Annotated in this window: 14 protein-coding genes and 1 riboswitch; of the genes, 10 read left to right on the forward strand and 4 right to left on the reverse strand. The window is 34.4% G+C overall.

The window, feature by feature from the left end:
* Positions 1 to 41 precede the first annotated feature (41 nt).
* The 6 genes from BHY08_RS00150 (at position 42) to deoD (ending at position 6,471) form a co-directional block, all read left to right on the forward strand.
* Positions 42 to 1,607, forward strand: coding sequence for an ABC transporter ATP-binding protein (locus BHY08_RS00150; protein WP_071455956.1), 1,566 nt, complete (start codon positions 42 to 44; stop codon positions 1,605 to 1,607).
* Complete coding sequence (locus BHY08_RS00155; RefSeq protein WP_071455957.1) at positions 1,600 to 2,703, forward strand: ABC transporter permease; 1,104 nt, start codon at positions 1,600 to 1,602, stop codon at positions 2,701 to 2,703. The genes BHY08_RS00150 and BHY08_RS00155 overlap by 8 nt, the downstream gene beginning before the upstream one ends.
* A complete protein-coding gene (locus tag BHY08_RS00160) occupies positions 2,703 to 3,665 on the forward strand; it encodes an ABC transporter permease (protein WP_071455958.1) in 963 nt (320 codons plus the stop codon). The genes BHY08_RS00155 and BHY08_RS00160 overlap by 1 nt, the downstream gene beginning before the upstream one ends.
* A 78-nt stretch (positions 3,666 to 3,743) precedes the next feature.
* Entirely contained in the window at positions 3,744 to 4,913 is a 1,170-nt protein-coding gene (deoB, locus tag BHY08_RS00165) for a phosphopentomutase (RefSeq protein WP_071455959.1), read from the forward strand.
* A gap of 13 nt (positions 4,914 to 4,926) precedes the next feature.
* Entirely contained in the window at positions 4,927 to 5,742 is an 816-nt protein-coding gene (locus BHY08_RS00170) for a purine-nucleoside phosphorylase (RefSeq protein ID WP_071455960.1), read from the forward strand.
* Between the two features lie 18 nt (positions 5,743 to 5,760).
* Complete coding sequence (gene deoD, locus BHY08_RS00175) at positions 5,761 to 6,471, forward strand: purine-nucleoside phosphorylase (protein WP_071455961.1); 711 nt, start codon at positions 5,761 to 5,763, stop codon at positions 6,469 to 6,471.
* Between the two features lie 36 nt (positions 6,472 to 6,507).
* Here the strand turns inward: deoD and BHY08_RS00180 are convergent, their stop codons facing one another.
* Positions 6,508 to 7,269, reverse strand: coding sequence for a hypothetical protein (locus tag BHY08_RS00180; protein ID WP_071455962.1), 762 nt, complete (start codon positions 7,267 to 7,269; stop codon positions 6,508 to 6,510).
* Positions 7,270 to 7,382: 113 nt separating this feature from the next.
* Positions 7,383 to 7,465: riboswitch (SMK box riboswitch) on the forward strand.
* Here BHY08_RS00180 and metK point away from each other — a divergent pair.
* Positions 7,463 to 8,650, forward strand: a complete 1,188-nt coding sequence (metK, locus tag BHY08_RS00185; protein WP_071455963.1) for a methionine adenosyltransferase — start codon at positions 7,463 to 7,465, stop codon at positions 8,648 to 8,650. (Overlaps the previous riboswitch by 3 nt.)
* 68 nt (positions 8,651 to 8,718) lie before the next feature.
* Entirely contained in the window at positions 8,719 to 10,179 is a 1,461-nt protein-coding gene (locus BHY08_RS00190) for an MDR family MFS transporter (RefSeq protein ID WP_071455964.1), read from the forward strand.
* A 46-nt stretch (positions 10,180 to 10,225) separates the two neighbouring features.
* Here BHY08_RS00190 and BHY08_RS00195 read toward each other — a convergent pair whose 3' ends face one another.
* A complete protein-coding gene (locus BHY08_RS00195) occupies positions 10,226 to 10,594 on the reverse strand; it encodes a hypothetical protein (RefSeq protein WP_071455965.1) in 369 nt (122 codons plus the stop codon).
* Between the two features lie 355 nt (positions 10,595 to 10,949).
* On the opposite strand from BHY08_RS00195, the gene BHY08_RS00200 reads away from it, so the two are divergent.
* Both BHY08_RS00200 and BHY08_RS00205 read left to right on the forward strand, forming a co-directional pair.
* Positions 10,950 to 12,005 carry an AEC family transporter gene (locus BHY08_RS00200; protein ID WP_071455966.1) on the forward strand — a complete coding sequence of 352 codons (1,056 nt, stop codon included), beginning with the start codon at positions 10,950 to 10,952 and terminating at the stop codon, positions 12,003 to 12,005.
* 34 nt (positions 12,006 to 12,039) lie between these two features.
* Positions 12,040 to 13,041: a 2-hydroxyacid dehydrogenase gene (locus BHY08_RS00205; protein ID WP_071455967.1), complete on the forward strand. Its 1,002-nt coding sequence runs from the start codon at positions 12,040 to 12,042 to the stop codon at positions 13,039 to 13,041.
* A gap of 35 nt (positions 13,042 to 13,076) precedes the next feature.
* Here the strand turns inward: BHY08_RS00205 and BHY08_RS00210 are convergent, their stop codons facing one another.
* Together BHY08_RS00210 and BHY08_RS00215 are read right to left on the reverse strand one after the other, a co-directional pair.
* Positions 13,077 to 13,757, reverse strand: a complete 681-nt coding sequence (locus tag BHY08_RS00210; RefSeq protein WP_071455968.1) for a response regulator — start codon at positions 13,755 to 13,757, stop codon at positions 13,077 to 13,079.
* Positions 13,738 to 15,387, reverse strand: a complete 1,650-nt coding sequence (locus tag BHY08_RS00215; protein ID WP_071455969.1) for an ATP-binding protein — start codon at positions 15,385 to 15,387, stop codon at positions 13,738 to 13,740. Before BHY08_RS00215 ends, BHY08_RS00210 begins: the two co-directional genes overlap by 20 nt.
* Positions 15,388 to 15,514 lie beyond the last annotated feature (127 nt).

Raw genomic sequence — 15,514 nt, forward strand, 5'->3', positions numbered from 1 at the left:
CTAAACTTTGAAGTGTGATAATGATAAAGAGGTGTGAAATCATGAGTGAGGAAAACTATGTCATAGAAATGCGGGATATCACAAAACAATTTGGTGATTTCAAAGCAAATGACAACATCAATCTCCAAATTAGAAAAGGCGAAATCCATGCGTTATTGGGTGAAAATGGTGCAGGAAAATCAACCTTGATGAATGTATTATCAGGATTACTACAGCCGACTAGTGGACAAATCTATATGGATGGTCAACCAGTAACGATTGCTAATCCAACTGATGCCAAACGTTTAGGAATCGGGATGGTCCATCAGCATTTTATGTTGGTAGATGCTTTTACAGTAACTGAAAACATTATTTTAGGTGATGAACCAACAAAATCTGGTGTACTGGATAAGAAGAAATCAGTAGAAGATTTAAAGCGAATATCAGAACAATATGGTATGGAAGTTAATCCAGATGCCTTAATCAGTGATATTTCAGTTGGAATGCAACAACGTGTTGAGATTCTAAAAACATTGTATCGTGGTGCAAATATTTTGATTTTTGATGAGCCGACAGCGGTATTAACACCTCAAGAAATTGATGAGTTGATTATGACCATGAAGGAATTAGTAAAAGAAGGAAAATCAATCATTATTATTACGCACAAGTTAGATGAGATTAAAAAAGTAGCGGATAGATGTACGGTAATTCGTCGAGGTAAGAGTATTGAAACAGTGAACGTAAAAGACGTTAGTTCACAACAGTTAGCGGATTTAATGGTCGGTCGTTCGGTATCATTTAAGACAGAAAAAGAACCATCAAATCCTAAAGAAGTCATTTTATCAGTTAAAGATTTATATGTAAAAGATAATCGGGGATTGGAAGCAATTAAAGGATTAGATTTAGATGTTCGAGCTGGAGAAGTTGTTGGGATTGCTGGTATTGATGGGAATGGTCAAACAGAATTAATTCAAGCTATTACCGGTCTTAAGAAAATTGAGTCAGGTAAAGTGATGTTACGTGATAAGGACATAACGAACTTAAAACCTCGCCAAATCACAGAATCAAATGTTGGGCATGTTCCTGAGGATAGACATAAATATGGTCTTGTTTTAGACATGACATTATCTGAAAATATTGCCTTACAAACTTATTATCACGAGCCATTTAGTAAGAACGGTGTACTGAATTACAATTATATGGATTCTTATGCGAGAAAATTAATCGAAGAGTATGATGTTCGTACAACAAGTGAACATGCACAAGCTAAATCACTTTCAGGTGGTAATCAACAAAAAGCGATTATCGCTCGTGAAATGGATAGAGATCCTGAGTTACTAATTGTTTCTCAGCCAACTCGTGGGTTAGACGTTGGAGCGATTGAGTACATTCATAAACGTTTGATTAATCACCGTGATAAAGGTAATGCTGTTTTAGTAGTCAGTTTTGAATTAGAAGAAATATTAAATGTGTCGGACCGAATTGCTGTTATCCATGCTGGCCAAATCGTCGGGATTGTTGATCCAAAAGAAACAACAGAAAACGAGTTAGGGTTATTAATGGCTGGATACACATTGGAAGAAGCACGACGACAATTAGGGACAGAGGCAGGTGTAACTAATGAGTAATTTTAAATTTAGTAAGATGAATGGAATCTTGGTTCCTATTTTATCGGTTATTATGGGATTTGTATTAGGTGCTATTATTATGTTGCTATTTGGTTATAACCCAGTTCAAGGGTATCAAGCCATGTTGACAACAGCATTTCAATCACCAAAAAGTATTGGTGAAATTTTTGTAACAGCTGGGCCTTTAATTTTTACGGCTTTAGGATTTTCTGTGGCAAGTGCTGCTGGATTCTTTAATATCGGGCTTTCAGGTCAGGCGTTGGCTGGTTGGGTAGCAAGTATCTGGGTTGGACTTTCAATGGGAGACTCGCCAAGATTAATTGCCTTAACTGCAGCTATTTTAGCAGGGGTGATTGCTGGAGCTTTAACAGCGGCGATACCTGGTTTATTAAGAGCTTATTTTGGAACAAGTGAAGTCATTGTTACAATCATGATGAACTATATTTTACTTTATACAAGTACACATATCGTTAATAATGTTATTCCAGAGAAATTTATTTCAACTAAAGGAACTACTAAATTGATTGGGGCAAATGTGTCTCTTAGAACAGAGTTTTTAACCTCAATTAGTAATGGATCTCGTTTGAATTTAGGTATTATCTTTGCTTTTATTTTCTTAATCTTGATTTGGTTTTTAATGAAGAAAACCACATTAGGTTATGAAATTACAGCTGTTGGTTTAAATCCATTTGCATCAGAATATGCAGGGATGAGTAGTAAACGTATTATTGTGTTATCAATGGTCATCTCAGGAGCATTAGCTGGTATGGGTGGCGTTGTGTATGGATTAGGAACATTTGGTAACTTCTTTGTTCAAGGTAACTCATTAAGTATTGGATTTGATGGTATGGCAGTCTCACTACTTGGTGGAGGAACATCCATCGGTATTTTACTATCATCCTTATTGTTCAGTATCCTAAAATTAGGTGGACAAGGTATGCCAATATTAGCTGGTGTACCAACTGAATTGGTTGATGTTGTTATTGCTTCTATCATCTTCTTTGTTGGTATTAGCTACTTAATCAAATTGATTTTAACAAAACTTGAAACAAAAAAGGAACCAAAAGCTAGCAAAGTTGAAGGAGGTAAAGCGTGATGGCAGCAGATACTATGTCAACAGTTGCGTCTATTATTACGCAAACACTTGTTTATTCAACACCTCTTGTTTTTACAGCATTAGGCGGAACATTTTCAGAACGTGGTGGGATTGTTAACGTTGGGTTAGAAGGTATCATGGTTATGGGTGCATTCAGCTCAGTTGTGTTTAACATTACATATGCTGGAGTATTTGGCGTTTGGACACCATGGATTGCTTTATTAGTTGGTGGAATTGTCGGAATGATTTTCTCATTACTTCATGCTGTAGCAACAATTAACTTGCGTGCTGATCATATTATTAGTGGTACTGTTATCAACTTGATGGCACCAGCTTTAAGTATTTTCTTAGTTAAAGTGTTATATGGTAAAGGTCAAACAGACCAAGTGCCACAAACATTTGGTTATTGGGAAGTTCCTGGGTTAAGTAAGATTCCAGTGATGGGGCCATTATTATTTGAAAAAACATCAGCACCAGCCTTCTTAGCTATTTTAGTGTCAGTCCTTGCGTGGTTTGTCATTTATAAAACACGCTTTGGCTTGAGATTACGCTCAGTAGGTGAAAATCCTCAAGCAGCTGATACTTTAGGGATTAATGTTTATGGTATGAAATATTCAGGTGTATTAATTTCTGGCTTTTTAGGCGGTATTGGTGGAGCAGTATTTGCTCAAACAATCGCTGGACGTTTTGCTGTAACAACTATATCCGGTCAAGGTTTCATCTCAATGGCTGCGATGATCTTTGGTAAATGGAACCCACTTGGTGCAATGGGAGCAGCTCTATTCTTTGGATTTGCTCAAAACTTGAGTATTGTAGGAGACAGCATTCCATTTATTTCAAGTATTCCAAAAGTGTACCTACAAAGTGCTCCATACGCGTTAACGATTATTGTGTTAGTATTGTTCCTAGGTAAAGCACAAGGACCTAAAGCAGGCGGTAAAACATATATTAAATCTAAATAGTAATTAACTCCTTCCTCTAGCTCCTCTAAACAGAGGGAGGTTTTAAAATATAAAAATGACTTGGAAGAAGGAATTGTAATGTTTAAAAGAATTCATTTAGTAGTACTAGATTCTGTTGGAATTGGTGAAGCTCCTGACGCTGAAAAATTTGGCGATGTTGGAAGTCACACACTAGGTCATATAGCTGAGCATGGATTACATGTTCCTAATATGGAAGAATTAGGTCTTGGAACAATTGAACCTTTAAAAGGTGTCAAAGCAATTGAAGATCATAAAGGCTATGCGACTAAACTAGAAGAAGTATCTGTTGGTAAAGACACAATGACTGGTCATTGGGAAATTGCTGGATTAAACATTCAAACACCTTTTAGAGTATTCCCTGAAGGTTTCCCTCAAGATTTGTTAGATAAAATCACTGAATTTTCTGGTCGTGGCATTATTATGGGTGCTAATAAACCATATAGTGGCACACAAGTTATTGAAGATTTTGGTGAAGAACAAATGAAAACAGGGGACTTAATTATCTACACATCAGCTGACCCTGTGTTACAAATTGCTGCTCATGAAGATGTGATTCCATTAGAAGAATTATACAAAATTTGTGAGTACACTCGTGAAATCACGAAAGATGATCCTTACATGATTGGTCGTATTATCGCGAGACCTTACTTAGGTGAACCTGGTAACTTTAAACGTACAGCTAACCGTCATGACTATGCCCTTGATCCATTTGGTCGTACGGTTTTAAATGAACTAAAAGATGCTGGAAAAGATGTTATCGCAGTTGGTAAAATCAACGATATCTTTAACGGTCAAGGAATGACAGAAGCAATCCGTACGGCTTCAAATATGGATGGCGTGGATAAATTATTAGATGTGATGAAACAAGATTTTGAAGGAGTAAGTTTTACTAACTTGGTTGACTTTGATGCGTTATTTGGACATAGAAGGGATACACCAGGTTATGCCAAAGCATTAGAAGAATTTGATGCCCGCTTACCTGAAATTTATGCTAATATGCAAGAAGATGATTTATTACTTATCACAGCAGACCACGGAAATGATCCAACCTTCCCGGGAACAGATCATACTCGTGAGTATGTGCCATTACTTGCTTATAGTAAAAAAATGCAAGGACATGGTCAATTACCACAAGGTTATTACTCAGATATTTCTGCGACAATTGCGGATAATTTTGATGTTAAACCAACAGAAAACGGAAAAAGCTTTTTAGAATTATTGAAATAAGGGAGACTATAACATGTCATTAAGTGAAAAATTAGCAGCAACATCACAACATATTAAAGAAAAAGGGGTAGGAGCCGTTGATTTTGGTCTTATCTTAGGATCAGGTTTAGGAGAACTAGCTGACGAGATTACAGATCGCGTGGTTATTCCTTATGAAGACATTCCACATTTTCCTGTATCAACAGTTGTAGGTCATGCAGGACAACTTGTTTACGGAACATTATCTGGTAAAAAAGTTTTAGCAATGCAAGGACGCTTTCATTATTATGAAGGTCATTCAATGCAGACTGTCACATTTCCAGTGAGAGTGATGAAAGCTTTAGGAGCAGATTCATTAATCGTAACAAATGCAGCTGGTGGCGTAAATACAAGTTTTTCACCTGGCGATTTGATGTTAATTACCGATCAAATTAACTTTACCGGTGACAATCCTTTAATGGGATTAAACGAAGAAGACTTAGGTCCGCGTTTCCCTGATATGTCAGAAGCTTATAACAAAGCATATGGTGAAGTAACGAAAAAAGTAGCACAAGAACTATCTATTCATTTACAAAAAGGTGTTTATATGGGATTCTCTGGTCCAACTTATGAAACACCAGCAGAAGTACGTATGGCACGTGTGATGGGTGCGGATGCTGTTGGTATGTCAACTGTCCCTGAAGTGATTGTAGCTAACCATATGTCAATGAAAGTATTAGGTATCACATGCGTGACAAACTTAGCAGCAGGTATGCAAGCTAATTTAAATCATGAAGAAGTGGTCGAGACAACAGAACGAGTGAAAGCAGATTTCAAAGAACTAGTTAAACGTACACTAGAAAAACTTTAATTTAAAGGAGACTGAAGAATGAGCGTACATATTGGAGCAAAAAAGGGAGAAATTGCAGATAAAATTTTACTTCCAGGAGACCCACTAAGAGCGAAATATATCGCCGAAACATTTTTAGAAGATCCTAAGTGTTATAACGAAGTTCGAGGCATGCTAGGCTATACAGGTACTTACAAAGGCCATAAAATATCGGTTCAAGGAACAGGTATGGGAATGCCTTCAGCAGCCATCTATGCGAATGAATTAATTCGCGAGTATGACGTGAAAAAATTAATGCGAGTTGGAACATGTGGTGCGATTCGTAAAGATGTACACGTGAGAGATTTAGTGTTAGCTCAAGCGGCTGCAACTAATTCAGCGATTATTCGTAAAGATTTTCCGAATTTTGATTTCCCGCAAATTGCTGATTTTAATTTATTAACGACAGCATATGATATTGCCAAAGAAAAAGGCTTTAATATTCATGTTGGAAATGTATTATCAAATGATACGTTTTACTCAGATGATAATTCAGACGTCTTTAAATTAGGTGAATATGGTGTGTTAGGTGTTGAGATGGAAGCAGCAGTACTTTACTATTTAGCAGCTAAATACAATGTCCAAGCTCTTGCTTTGATGACAGTGAGTGATCATATGATTACTGGTGAAGAAACAACATCAGAAGAACGTCAAACGACATTTAATGACATGATGATTGTTGGACTTGAAACATTAATTAAAGAAGACTAATAAAAAAACGAGTAAGACAATTTGTCTTGCTCATTTTTATTGAAAATAATAAATTACTAAACTAGCTAAGGCAAAAAGATTGAGGATAAACTCTTTCTTTTTGGCTTTTTTTGTTTTCATAAATAGGAACAGTGATAGAAGAGTCACAACAATAAATGATACTAATTTCCATGTTTCTAGTTGATGAGACGTGTAGTGTTGTATCACCAAGTAATAAATACCTATCAAGGAAAGGACACCTAAAATCAAAAAGACTGGTTGTCTTGACAGGTATGAATACATTCCTTGTGTGAAAATCGTTAAAAATATAACAATTAGGAAAGAAAAAATAAACGGTTTGATCAGTTCAAAATCATAATCAAATGGATAACTGATAGTTAATAGTTGATTGAACACGATACCTTTAAAAAAAGCATTGGTAAAAGAATAGAATAACGAGTCAACATAATAAAACTGTTTGGAAAAAATCATCATTTGGAATAATTCATAAGCTAAGAGAATAATCCCGAATTGGATAGCTGTTTGTCGAATAATCAAGTAAATCAACACAGCGCTGATGATAAGTTTTAATCCATAGATGGCAATAGGCATGGAACGTCCTTTTTTATAAGTGTTTTTCCCAACGAGTTGAAAAAAATCGCTCAGTAATAAATAAAGAATCATATAATTTAAAATTAAGGCACCATGGCTACTGTTTTTTAAAAATAAAACGCCTGGTATTAATGAAATAACTGTTTGTAAAATTGCAATTAAAAAGGTTAGTGGAATATTTTTCCACAAAGTTAGTTTCGTTTGCAAAGTATGTCTCCTTAGTATGTTAGTGATAATAATACTTTATGGCAATAACATAAAAAGGTCAAGATTATCAGTTGAATTATGTAGGTAAAAAGTGAAAAATCTGATATACTGACTTATGTTGCAAGATTCCCGATAGGATTTACATCTCGTGTAAAGATGCCTTGTAACCGACTATATTTAGGGGGAATGAAAGATGAAAGAAAGAAAATTATTCACGTCAGAGTCTGTATCGGAAGGACATCCTGACAAAGTAGCAGATCAAATTAGCGACGCAATACTAGATGCGATACTAGAAAAAGACCCAATGGCACGAGTAGCGTGTGAGACAAGTGTCACAACTGGTTTAGTGCTAGTGTTTGGTGAAATCACAACAAGAGCTTATGTTGATATCCAAAAAGTTGTTAGAGAAACCATTAAAAACATTGGTTACACACGGGCAAAATATGGATTTGATGGTGATACATGTGCTGTCATGGTTGCGATTGATGAGCAATCACCAGATATTGCACAAGGAGTTGATGCGTCACTTGAAACACGTGAAACCTCAACTAGTGAAGAAGATTTAGGTGCCGGAGACCAAGGATTAATGTTTGGCTTTGCGATTGATGAAACACCAGAATTAATGCCATTACCAATTGCTTTAAGTCATCGAATCACTCGAAAATTGTCTGAACTTAGAAAAAATGACACGTTGCCTTATTTACGTCCTGATGCAAAATCTCAAGTGACTGTTGAATACGATGAGAATGATAAACCTTTAAGAGTGGATACAATTGTTGTTAGTACACAACATGATGAAGACACAACATTGGAACAAATTCAAAAAGATGTTACCGATTTAGTCATAAAAGAAGTGATTCCAAGTGAATTACTTGATGATAAAACAAAATACTATATTAACCCAACTGGTCGCTTTGTTATAGGTGGACCTCAGGGAGATTCTGGTTTAACAGGTCGAAAAATTATTGTTGATACCTATGGAGGATACGCTCGCCACGGTGGTGGGGCATTCTCAGGAAAAGATGCGACAAAAGTTGACCGCTCAGCAAGTTATGCTGCCAGATATATTGCAAAAAATATCGTCTCAGCAGGACTAGCGACAAAATGTGAAGTTCAACTTGCTTATGCCATTGGGGTAGCTCAACCTGTTTCGATTTCGATTGAAACATTTGGAACAAGCGACTACAAAGAATCAGAACTGATTGCTGCTGTGAGATCCTTGTTTAATCTATCACCAACTGGTATTATAAACATGTTGGACCTAAGACGTCCTATCTACAAAAAAACAGCTGCATACGGTCATTTTGGTCGTGATGATGAAGACTTTACTTGGGAAAAAACAGATAAAGTGGACGACTTGAAACAATTTTTAGCAAAATAAAAAATAACAATAATCCTTATTTGGCAAGTACTTTGGCTGATAAGGATTATTATTTTGAGGAGGAAACCATGCAACAAAAAAGAGAAACAAATGTTAAAATTATCACTGCTTGCGTATTTATCGCTACTTTTATGACAGCGGTGGAAGGGACCATTGTATCAACCGCTATGCCAACGATTGTTGGGTCATTAAAGGGCATTAGTATTATGAACTGGGTATTTTCAATTTATTTATTAACAAATGCCATGATGACACCCATTTACGGTAAATTAGCAGATAAGATTGGTCGAAAACCGATTTATTTGATTGGGGTATTTATTTTTATTATTGGGTCGGCATTATCAGGCATGAGTCAAAATATGATTCAATTAATTATTTTCCGTGCGATTCAAGGGATTGGGGCAGGTTCTATTGTTCCAGTATCTTTAACAATTATTGCGGATATTTATCCAGTCGATAAACGTGCCGGTGTTTTAGGTTTAAATAGTGCCGCTTGGGGAATTGCCAGTATTGTTGGTCCACTTGCCGGAGGATTTATCGTTGATGCGTTTAGTTGGCATTGGATTTTCTTAATCAATGTACCAATTGGTATTATTTTAATGATTTTAGTATGGATTTACCTGATTGAAGACAAGCGTGAAGTTGAGAAAAGTCCGATTGATTATATGGGTAGTTTCTATATGATGACCATGTTGCTATCATTGTTATATGGGGTTCAAAAAATTAATGATGGCTTTAACTTAATTACAATTATTGCTTTTGCAATCTTTATTTTAAGTTTGGTATTATTTATCAGAACAGAAAAAAAAGCACAAGATCCAGTTATTTCTCTTGATCTTTTCAAAAATCGCACCTTTATATTGGTTAACTTAATTGCGGCATTAATTAGTGGCTTCTTAATGGGTGTTGAAGTGTACATTCCGATGTGGATGCAAGGAGTTGTGGGGAAATCTGCTGCTTTAGGGGGAATTGTATTAGCTCCTATGTCAGTTATTTGGATGTTTGGTTCATTTGCTGGGGGACGAGCGATGAAAAAATGGCATCATCGTTTAGCCATTGTAATTAGTATGTTGCCAATATTGGTTGGGGCAGTCTTTTTGAGTTTATCAAGCCAAGGAACATCTTACGGATTGTTCTTAATATTCTCAGGTATCATGGGGATAGGATTTGGTATGAGCATGACGTTACTTACCGTATTAGCTCAAACGTCTGTATCTGAAAAATTTACAGGAGTAGCAACATCATTTTTTACATTATCACGAACAATTGGTCAAACCATTATGATTTCAATTTTTGGTTTAGCATTAAATAAAACAATGGATAATCAACTTTCATCTAATGTGGTACCTGGTGCTACAAAAGACATGATGAACGAGTTGATTAATCCAAATACCGCGTCAGGATTACCAACAGAGTTGATTGATGGCTTGAGGGATATTTTATATAATAGTATTCATAATGTGTTTTTAATCGGTTTGTTATTAGTTGTTGTCTCTTACGTACTTAACTATTTCCAAGAAAAAGAATAAAAATGAGGCCCTATCTCTCTAGATAATGAGTGATAGGGCCTTTTTATCACATTGATTCAACAGCTTCTAGTGCTTTAGTGACATTAAGATAAGCACCTTCAGTTAATTTTTTACGTTTTTCAGCAGAAATATTGGTACTAATTTCATGTAAATTATGACCTAGATTAACGACATTATGCTCAATCGTTTCAGCATAGTTTAACTCTTCAGCAGAAAACTGTTCTGGATGCTTTTTGAAGTCTTCTTTTAATTGTTTTACTAGAGATTTAGCATTCTGGTAAATACCTTCATATTGGTCAGATTTTAATGACTCCATGATAGAACTATCTTTCTCTAAGATAACAAGCAAGTCTTCTTTTAATTTTTTAAGATGAAGGATCATCCCTTTGAGTTTTTCAGCATTTGATATTGTCATGTTTCTCACTCCTTTAGTGTTTTTTGAATCTGTTTGTTTATATGGCTTATTATAGTGTTCAAATAAAAAGTTTTGGTAAACAAAAGTCGAATAAATTCAAAATACTTCAAAGAATAAATAGTTTTTTTATAAATTATTGTTTAATGAAGTAACACAACCTCATGTTGGTATAACAAAGTTTTACGTTTTTTTACTGCGTTTCACTAATGATTATTTAGGTTACATAAATTACAAAAGTATCATTAGTTACAGATTGTTCACTTATTCACATAATAGCTTTATGATGTGTATGTAAAGCAAAGGAGCATGCAACCTTTTGTGATATAACACACAATGATTAATGGAGGATTTACATATGAATATCGGAGAAGTCATTAAAACAACCATGACTGATATGAATATTATCAGTGCGATAACATCAACAGTATTTATTATTTTATTAGGGTTCTTTTGTCGCAAGAAAGGAATTTTCTCTGCAGAAGTAGGAAAAATTTTATCAAAAGTTGTATTAAGTGTGGCATTACCTGCATTGGCCTTTAATGCATTTATGCAAGATATCAAAAGTGAAACATTAAAACAAGGAATGAATGTTTTAATTTGGGGTATTGTCATTTATATTATTTTAATTTTTGTTTCTAAGCCATTATTTATGAAATACAAAGGTGACAAACAAGATACTCTACGCGTTTTAACTATTTTTGGATCAACTACATTTTTTGGCACTCCAATCGTTAGTGCAATTTACGGACCAATTGGTGTGATGTTTTCTTCAATTTTTAACATTGGTTACCGAATTTTCTTATACTCATACGGCTACATCAAAATGAGTGGATTAAAAATGGAACTTAAAAATATTAAAACAATGTTTTTAAACCCAATTGTCATTGCAACGTTTGCAGGGTTATTCATCTGGGTATTCCAAGGATATTTACCACAAGTTAGTGTGACAAATGCTGAAGGTGTGGTTAATCAAGTGGCATTCTTACGTATCGATCAAACAGCTGTTTGGTTATTTAAACCAATGACTTATTTAGCAGGACTAGCTTCACCACTTGCTTGGTTATCAATTGGGGCTACTTTAGGTGAAGTGAGCTTTAAAGATGCAGCATCAGACAAAACATCTTGGTATTACAGTGTGATGAAAGTCATTTTTGTGCCAGTTATAAACATTGTATTATTAGCGATTTTAACTATGACTCACATTTTACCAGTAAGTTACGAAGCATTAGCAACAATCGTCATCATGATGGCTACACCAACAGCTACAGTAGCGGCTGCTTATGCAATTAGTTTTGATAAAAAACCACTTCTAGCTTCAAATGCATCTCTTATTTCAACAGTATTAGCTGTTGTCATGACACCAATATGGATTGTAGTGCTAGAAATGATTAGTAAAATGGGTATTTTTTAACATTAAACATGATTAAGAAAGAAGAGAGATAGAGATGACATTCAAAATAGCTTGTTACGGTGTACGACCAAATGAAGTAGCATACTTTAATGATTTAAACAAATATAACTATGACTTAACATTGATTGAAGAATTATTAACACATGACAATATTGAAACAGCATATAACCATGATGCAGTCTTATTACGAGGAAATTGTGTAGCAGATCGAGAAAATATCGAGAAAATGTCAGAACATGGTGTAAAATTTGTCTTTACACGTACAGTTGGATTTAATCATATTGATTTAGCAGCAGCAAAGGATTATCACATGGAAGTGGCAAGAGTGCCATCATACTCTCCTAATGCTATAGCGGAATTGTCGTTGACATTAGCTATGATGTTGTTAAGACATACTGCTTATATGACAATGAAAACAAGTAACAAAAACTTTATTGTAGATAATACGATGTTTAGTAAAGAAATTAGAAACTGTAAAGTGGGAATTATTGGGACTGGTAAAATTGGTCTAACAGAAGCAAAATTATTTGCTGGATTAGGTGCGACAGTATTAGGATATGATATTTATGAAAATGATGCAGCAAAAGAGATTTTAACCTATACAGATTTAAATGATTTATTAGCAGAATCAGATATTGTTAGCATTCATGTGCCATATATTCCAGGCGAAAATGATCAGATGATTAATGCTGAATTTATTAGTAAAATGAAAAAAGGTGCTATCTTAATTAATACAGCTCGTGGAGAATTACAAGATAACCAAGCCATTTTAGAAGCGTTAAAGACAAATCATTTAGAAGGATTTGGAACAGATGTATTTGCTAATGAGAAAGATTTATTCTTTAAACAATTTGGTGAGGATCAACCTTTACCTGACCCAACAGTGGAAGAGTTAATTTCTCTCTACCCTAGAGTATTGGTTACTCCTCATGTAGGGTCAAATACAGACGAAGCGTTAATTAATATGATTGAAACAAGTTTTGAGAATTTCCATTCAGTGTTAGAATCAGGTAAAACAGTTAACAGCGTTCTATAAAAAAAACACCTCCAATGCCCTTTGGAGGTGTTTTTCTATGTTTTTTTATAGCGTGTGATTGGCCGTCCAATTTCTTGATAAACAATATCTTCTGTGAGGTATTTTGATTCGACTAGAAATGTTAAATATTTTTTAGTTGAAATACGTGAAATCCCCACTTTTTTTGCTAATTCTTCTGTTGAAAATGGATGTGACTCATCTTCAATTTTCTTAAGCACTTTCTCCATGGTTAATTTTGCCAGTCCTTTTGGTAAAGAAGCAGATATGGAAAGTGAAGGTTGTTTAGGCGTATGTTCGTTAAATAAAGCATCAATGCTTTCTTGATTAGCATGATCTATTTGACTAATTAATTTTTTTTGGTTTATCACTTTTTGTATTGCTAAAGTAAACCGCTCAACAGTAAACGGCTTAACTAAATAATCTACAACCCCAAGAGTTAATGCTTTTTGAATGGTTTCCATATCGTTTGCAGCGGTGATGAAAATAACTGGTACTTGATTATTTTTTTTGCGTAATTCAGTTAAAAAGTCTATGCCTGTTTGAGTTGGTAGGTAGTTGTCTAGTAATATTAAATCTACTGAATAGTTTGTTAAAAAAGGCATAGCATCAATAGTTGAACGACAATTTCCGATGATATGAGCAGAGGGAATATTTGTTAAAAAATCTGCATTTAATTTAGCAACCATCGGATCATCTTCAATAATTAGAACGTTCATTTTTTTCTCCTTTTCGGCTTAAAGGTAGCTCAATATAGACCGTTGCTCCTGTATTGTCATTATTATTAGTTATATCAATTAAACCACCATGTTCATTGACGATGCGGTAAATGGCATGTAACCCGTAGCCTCTGCCAGCTCCTTTAGTAGAAAACCCTTTTTGAAAGAGCTTATCTATGTCATTACTTTGGATACCATATCCACTATCAATCACTTCTATAATCAAAATATGCCCTTCTACTTCATAAGATAGACTAAGAGTTATTTGTTTAGTGTGCTGATTTTTTGTTGCATCAATGGCATTATCTAGTAGATTTCCTAGTATTTGAATGATCTGATGCACATAGTTATCCATTTCTAAGTCTGGTAAAAATGATGTTGGATTCAGTGTTAATGAAACAGTTTGTTCTTTTGCTTCATTTATTTTTCCAAGAATAAAACCAGCAATAGCAGGCGATTTTATGATGTCTGTAACGTACCCAACTTCTTTTTCATAATCATGACTGATTTGTTGAATATATTCTTGGACTAAGTCATACTTTTCTTGTTCAATAAGCCCCATAATGACATGTGTTTTATTCATAAATTCATGTGTTTGAGCGCGTAAGGCATCAATGTACTGTTGTGTGCCGCTTAATGTATGAATGAGTTGACTCATCTCAGATTGATCTCTAAATGTGACAACAGCCCCACTAAAAACATTGCGAATCATAACTGGTGAAGTTGTGGCAATGAAAGTAGTAGTATTGAGCAATAACTCTTGATCAGTTTGTTTTTCTTTTGATGTGAAGCATTTTTTAAAAAAAACAGTATATAATTGAGTATCAATTTTGTTGTTTTCAGCTAGTTGAAATGATGAATCTAGTGAAGTTAATAAATTAACAGCAGCTTGATTAATCAGAGTGATGTCTTTCTCTTTATTGATAGCAATAATGCCTTCATTGATTTCATCGTTAATGAGTTGTTTTTCTTGAATTAAACGAGAAATATCACCAGGTTCCAAATCTAATAGAATATGTTTAATGGCTTTACTACTAATTAAAGCACCGATAATACCTATAACTAATCCAATTAATAAAATTAAGGCTACTTTGATTTGTATATTACTAATATCGCTTTGTAATGTGTCTAAGGTAATACCCGCACAAATTACTCCTATGATACGGTGATTATCATCTTTTACTGGAACAAAAAAGCGAATGCCATCTCCTAGAATTCCTTTTTTTTGAGAAAAATGAGCATCACCGTTAAGCGCTCTTCTAGCATCATCTAAATCAGAAAAAGGTTGTCCAATGGCATTGGGGTCTGGATGAGACAATCGTATAAGTTCTTTATCTAGTACGACAATAAAGTCCATGTTACTGAGCTTTGCAATTTCTAAAGAAAGCTCTTGAATATTTTTAGAAGTTGCATCGTTGATTAGAGTATTCTTTACTTGCTCATCTGTAGCAAAAACTTTAGCTATAGTAGACATTTTATCTTTAGCATATCTGTATTCATTTTGAACAACATAGTGTTCAAGGTATATGGATGATAATATGAGTGAAATAAGCGTTGTCAGAAGCACAATAAATATAATAATTGATTTTAATGAAAAACGGCTCATCAATCGGCTAAATTTTTGTTGCATTTTTACGAACTCCTTGACTGATAATAATTTTGATTATAGCCTACAAAAGATATATATGTAATAGTTATTTGGTTAATTAGTCAAAACAACTGATTTAAATAACGAATAATGAACAAGCTGTATAAAA

Origin of the sequence: Vagococcus teuberi (assembly GCF_001870205.1) — a bacterium.
GTDB lineage: Bacteria > Bacillota > Bacilli > Lactobacillales > Vagococcaceae > Vagococcus > Vagococcus teuberi.

What these genes read in the sequence shown, in the direction of transcription:
- BHY08_RS00150 (WP_071455956.1), top strand. Translation starts at nt 42, where the DNA reads ATGAGTGAGGAAAACTATGTCATAGAAATGCGGGATATCACAAAACAA.
- BHY08_RS00155 (WP_071455957.1), top strand. Translation starts at nt 1,600, where the DNA reads ATGAGTAATTTTAAATTTAGTAAGATGAATGGAATCTTGGTTCCTATT.
- BHY08_RS00160 (WP_071455958.1), top strand. Translation starts at nt 2,703, where the DNA reads ATGGCAGCAGATACTATGTCAACAGTTGCGTCTATTATTACGCAAACA.
- deoB (WP_071455959.1), top strand. Translation starts at nt 3,744, where the DNA reads ATGTTTAAAAGAATTCATTTAGTAGTACTAGATTCTGTTGGAATTGGT.
- BHY08_RS00170 (WP_071455960.1), top strand. Translation starts at nt 4,927, where the DNA reads ATGTCATTAAGTGAAAAATTAGCAGCAACATCACAACATATTAAAGAA.
- deoD (WP_071455961.1), top strand. Translation starts at nt 5,761, where the DNA reads ATGAGCGTACATATTGGAGCAAAAAAGGGAGAAATTGCAGATAAAATT.
- metK (WP_071455963.1), top strand. Translation starts at nt 7,463, where the DNA reads ATGAAAGAAAGAAAATTATTCACGTCAGAGTCTGTATCGGAAGGACAT.
- BHY08_RS00190 (WP_071455964.1), top strand. Translation starts at nt 8,719, where the DNA reads ATGCAACAAAAAAGAGAAACAAATGTTAAAATTATCACTGCTTGCGTA.
- BHY08_RS00195 (WP_071455965.1), bottom strand. Translation starts at nt 10,594, where the DNA reads ATGACAATATCAAATGCTGAAAAACTCAAAGGGATGATCCTTCATCTT.
- BHY08_RS00200 (WP_071455966.1), top strand. Translation starts at nt 10,950, where the DNA reads ATGAATATCGGAGAAGTCATTAAAACAACCATGACTGATATGAATATT.
- BHY08_RS00205 (WP_071455967.1), top strand. Translation starts at nt 12,040, where the DNA reads ATGACATTCAAAATAGCTTGTTACGGTGTACGACCAAATGAAGTAGCA.
- BHY08_RS00210 (WP_071455968.1), bottom strand. Translation starts at nt 13,757, where the DNA reads ATGAACGTTCTAATTATTGAAGATGATCCGATGGTTGCTAAATTAAAT.
- BHY08_RS00215 (WP_071455969.1), bottom strand. Translation starts at nt 15,387, where the DNA reads ATGCAACAAAAATTTAGCCGATTGATGAGCCGTTTTTCATTAAAATCA.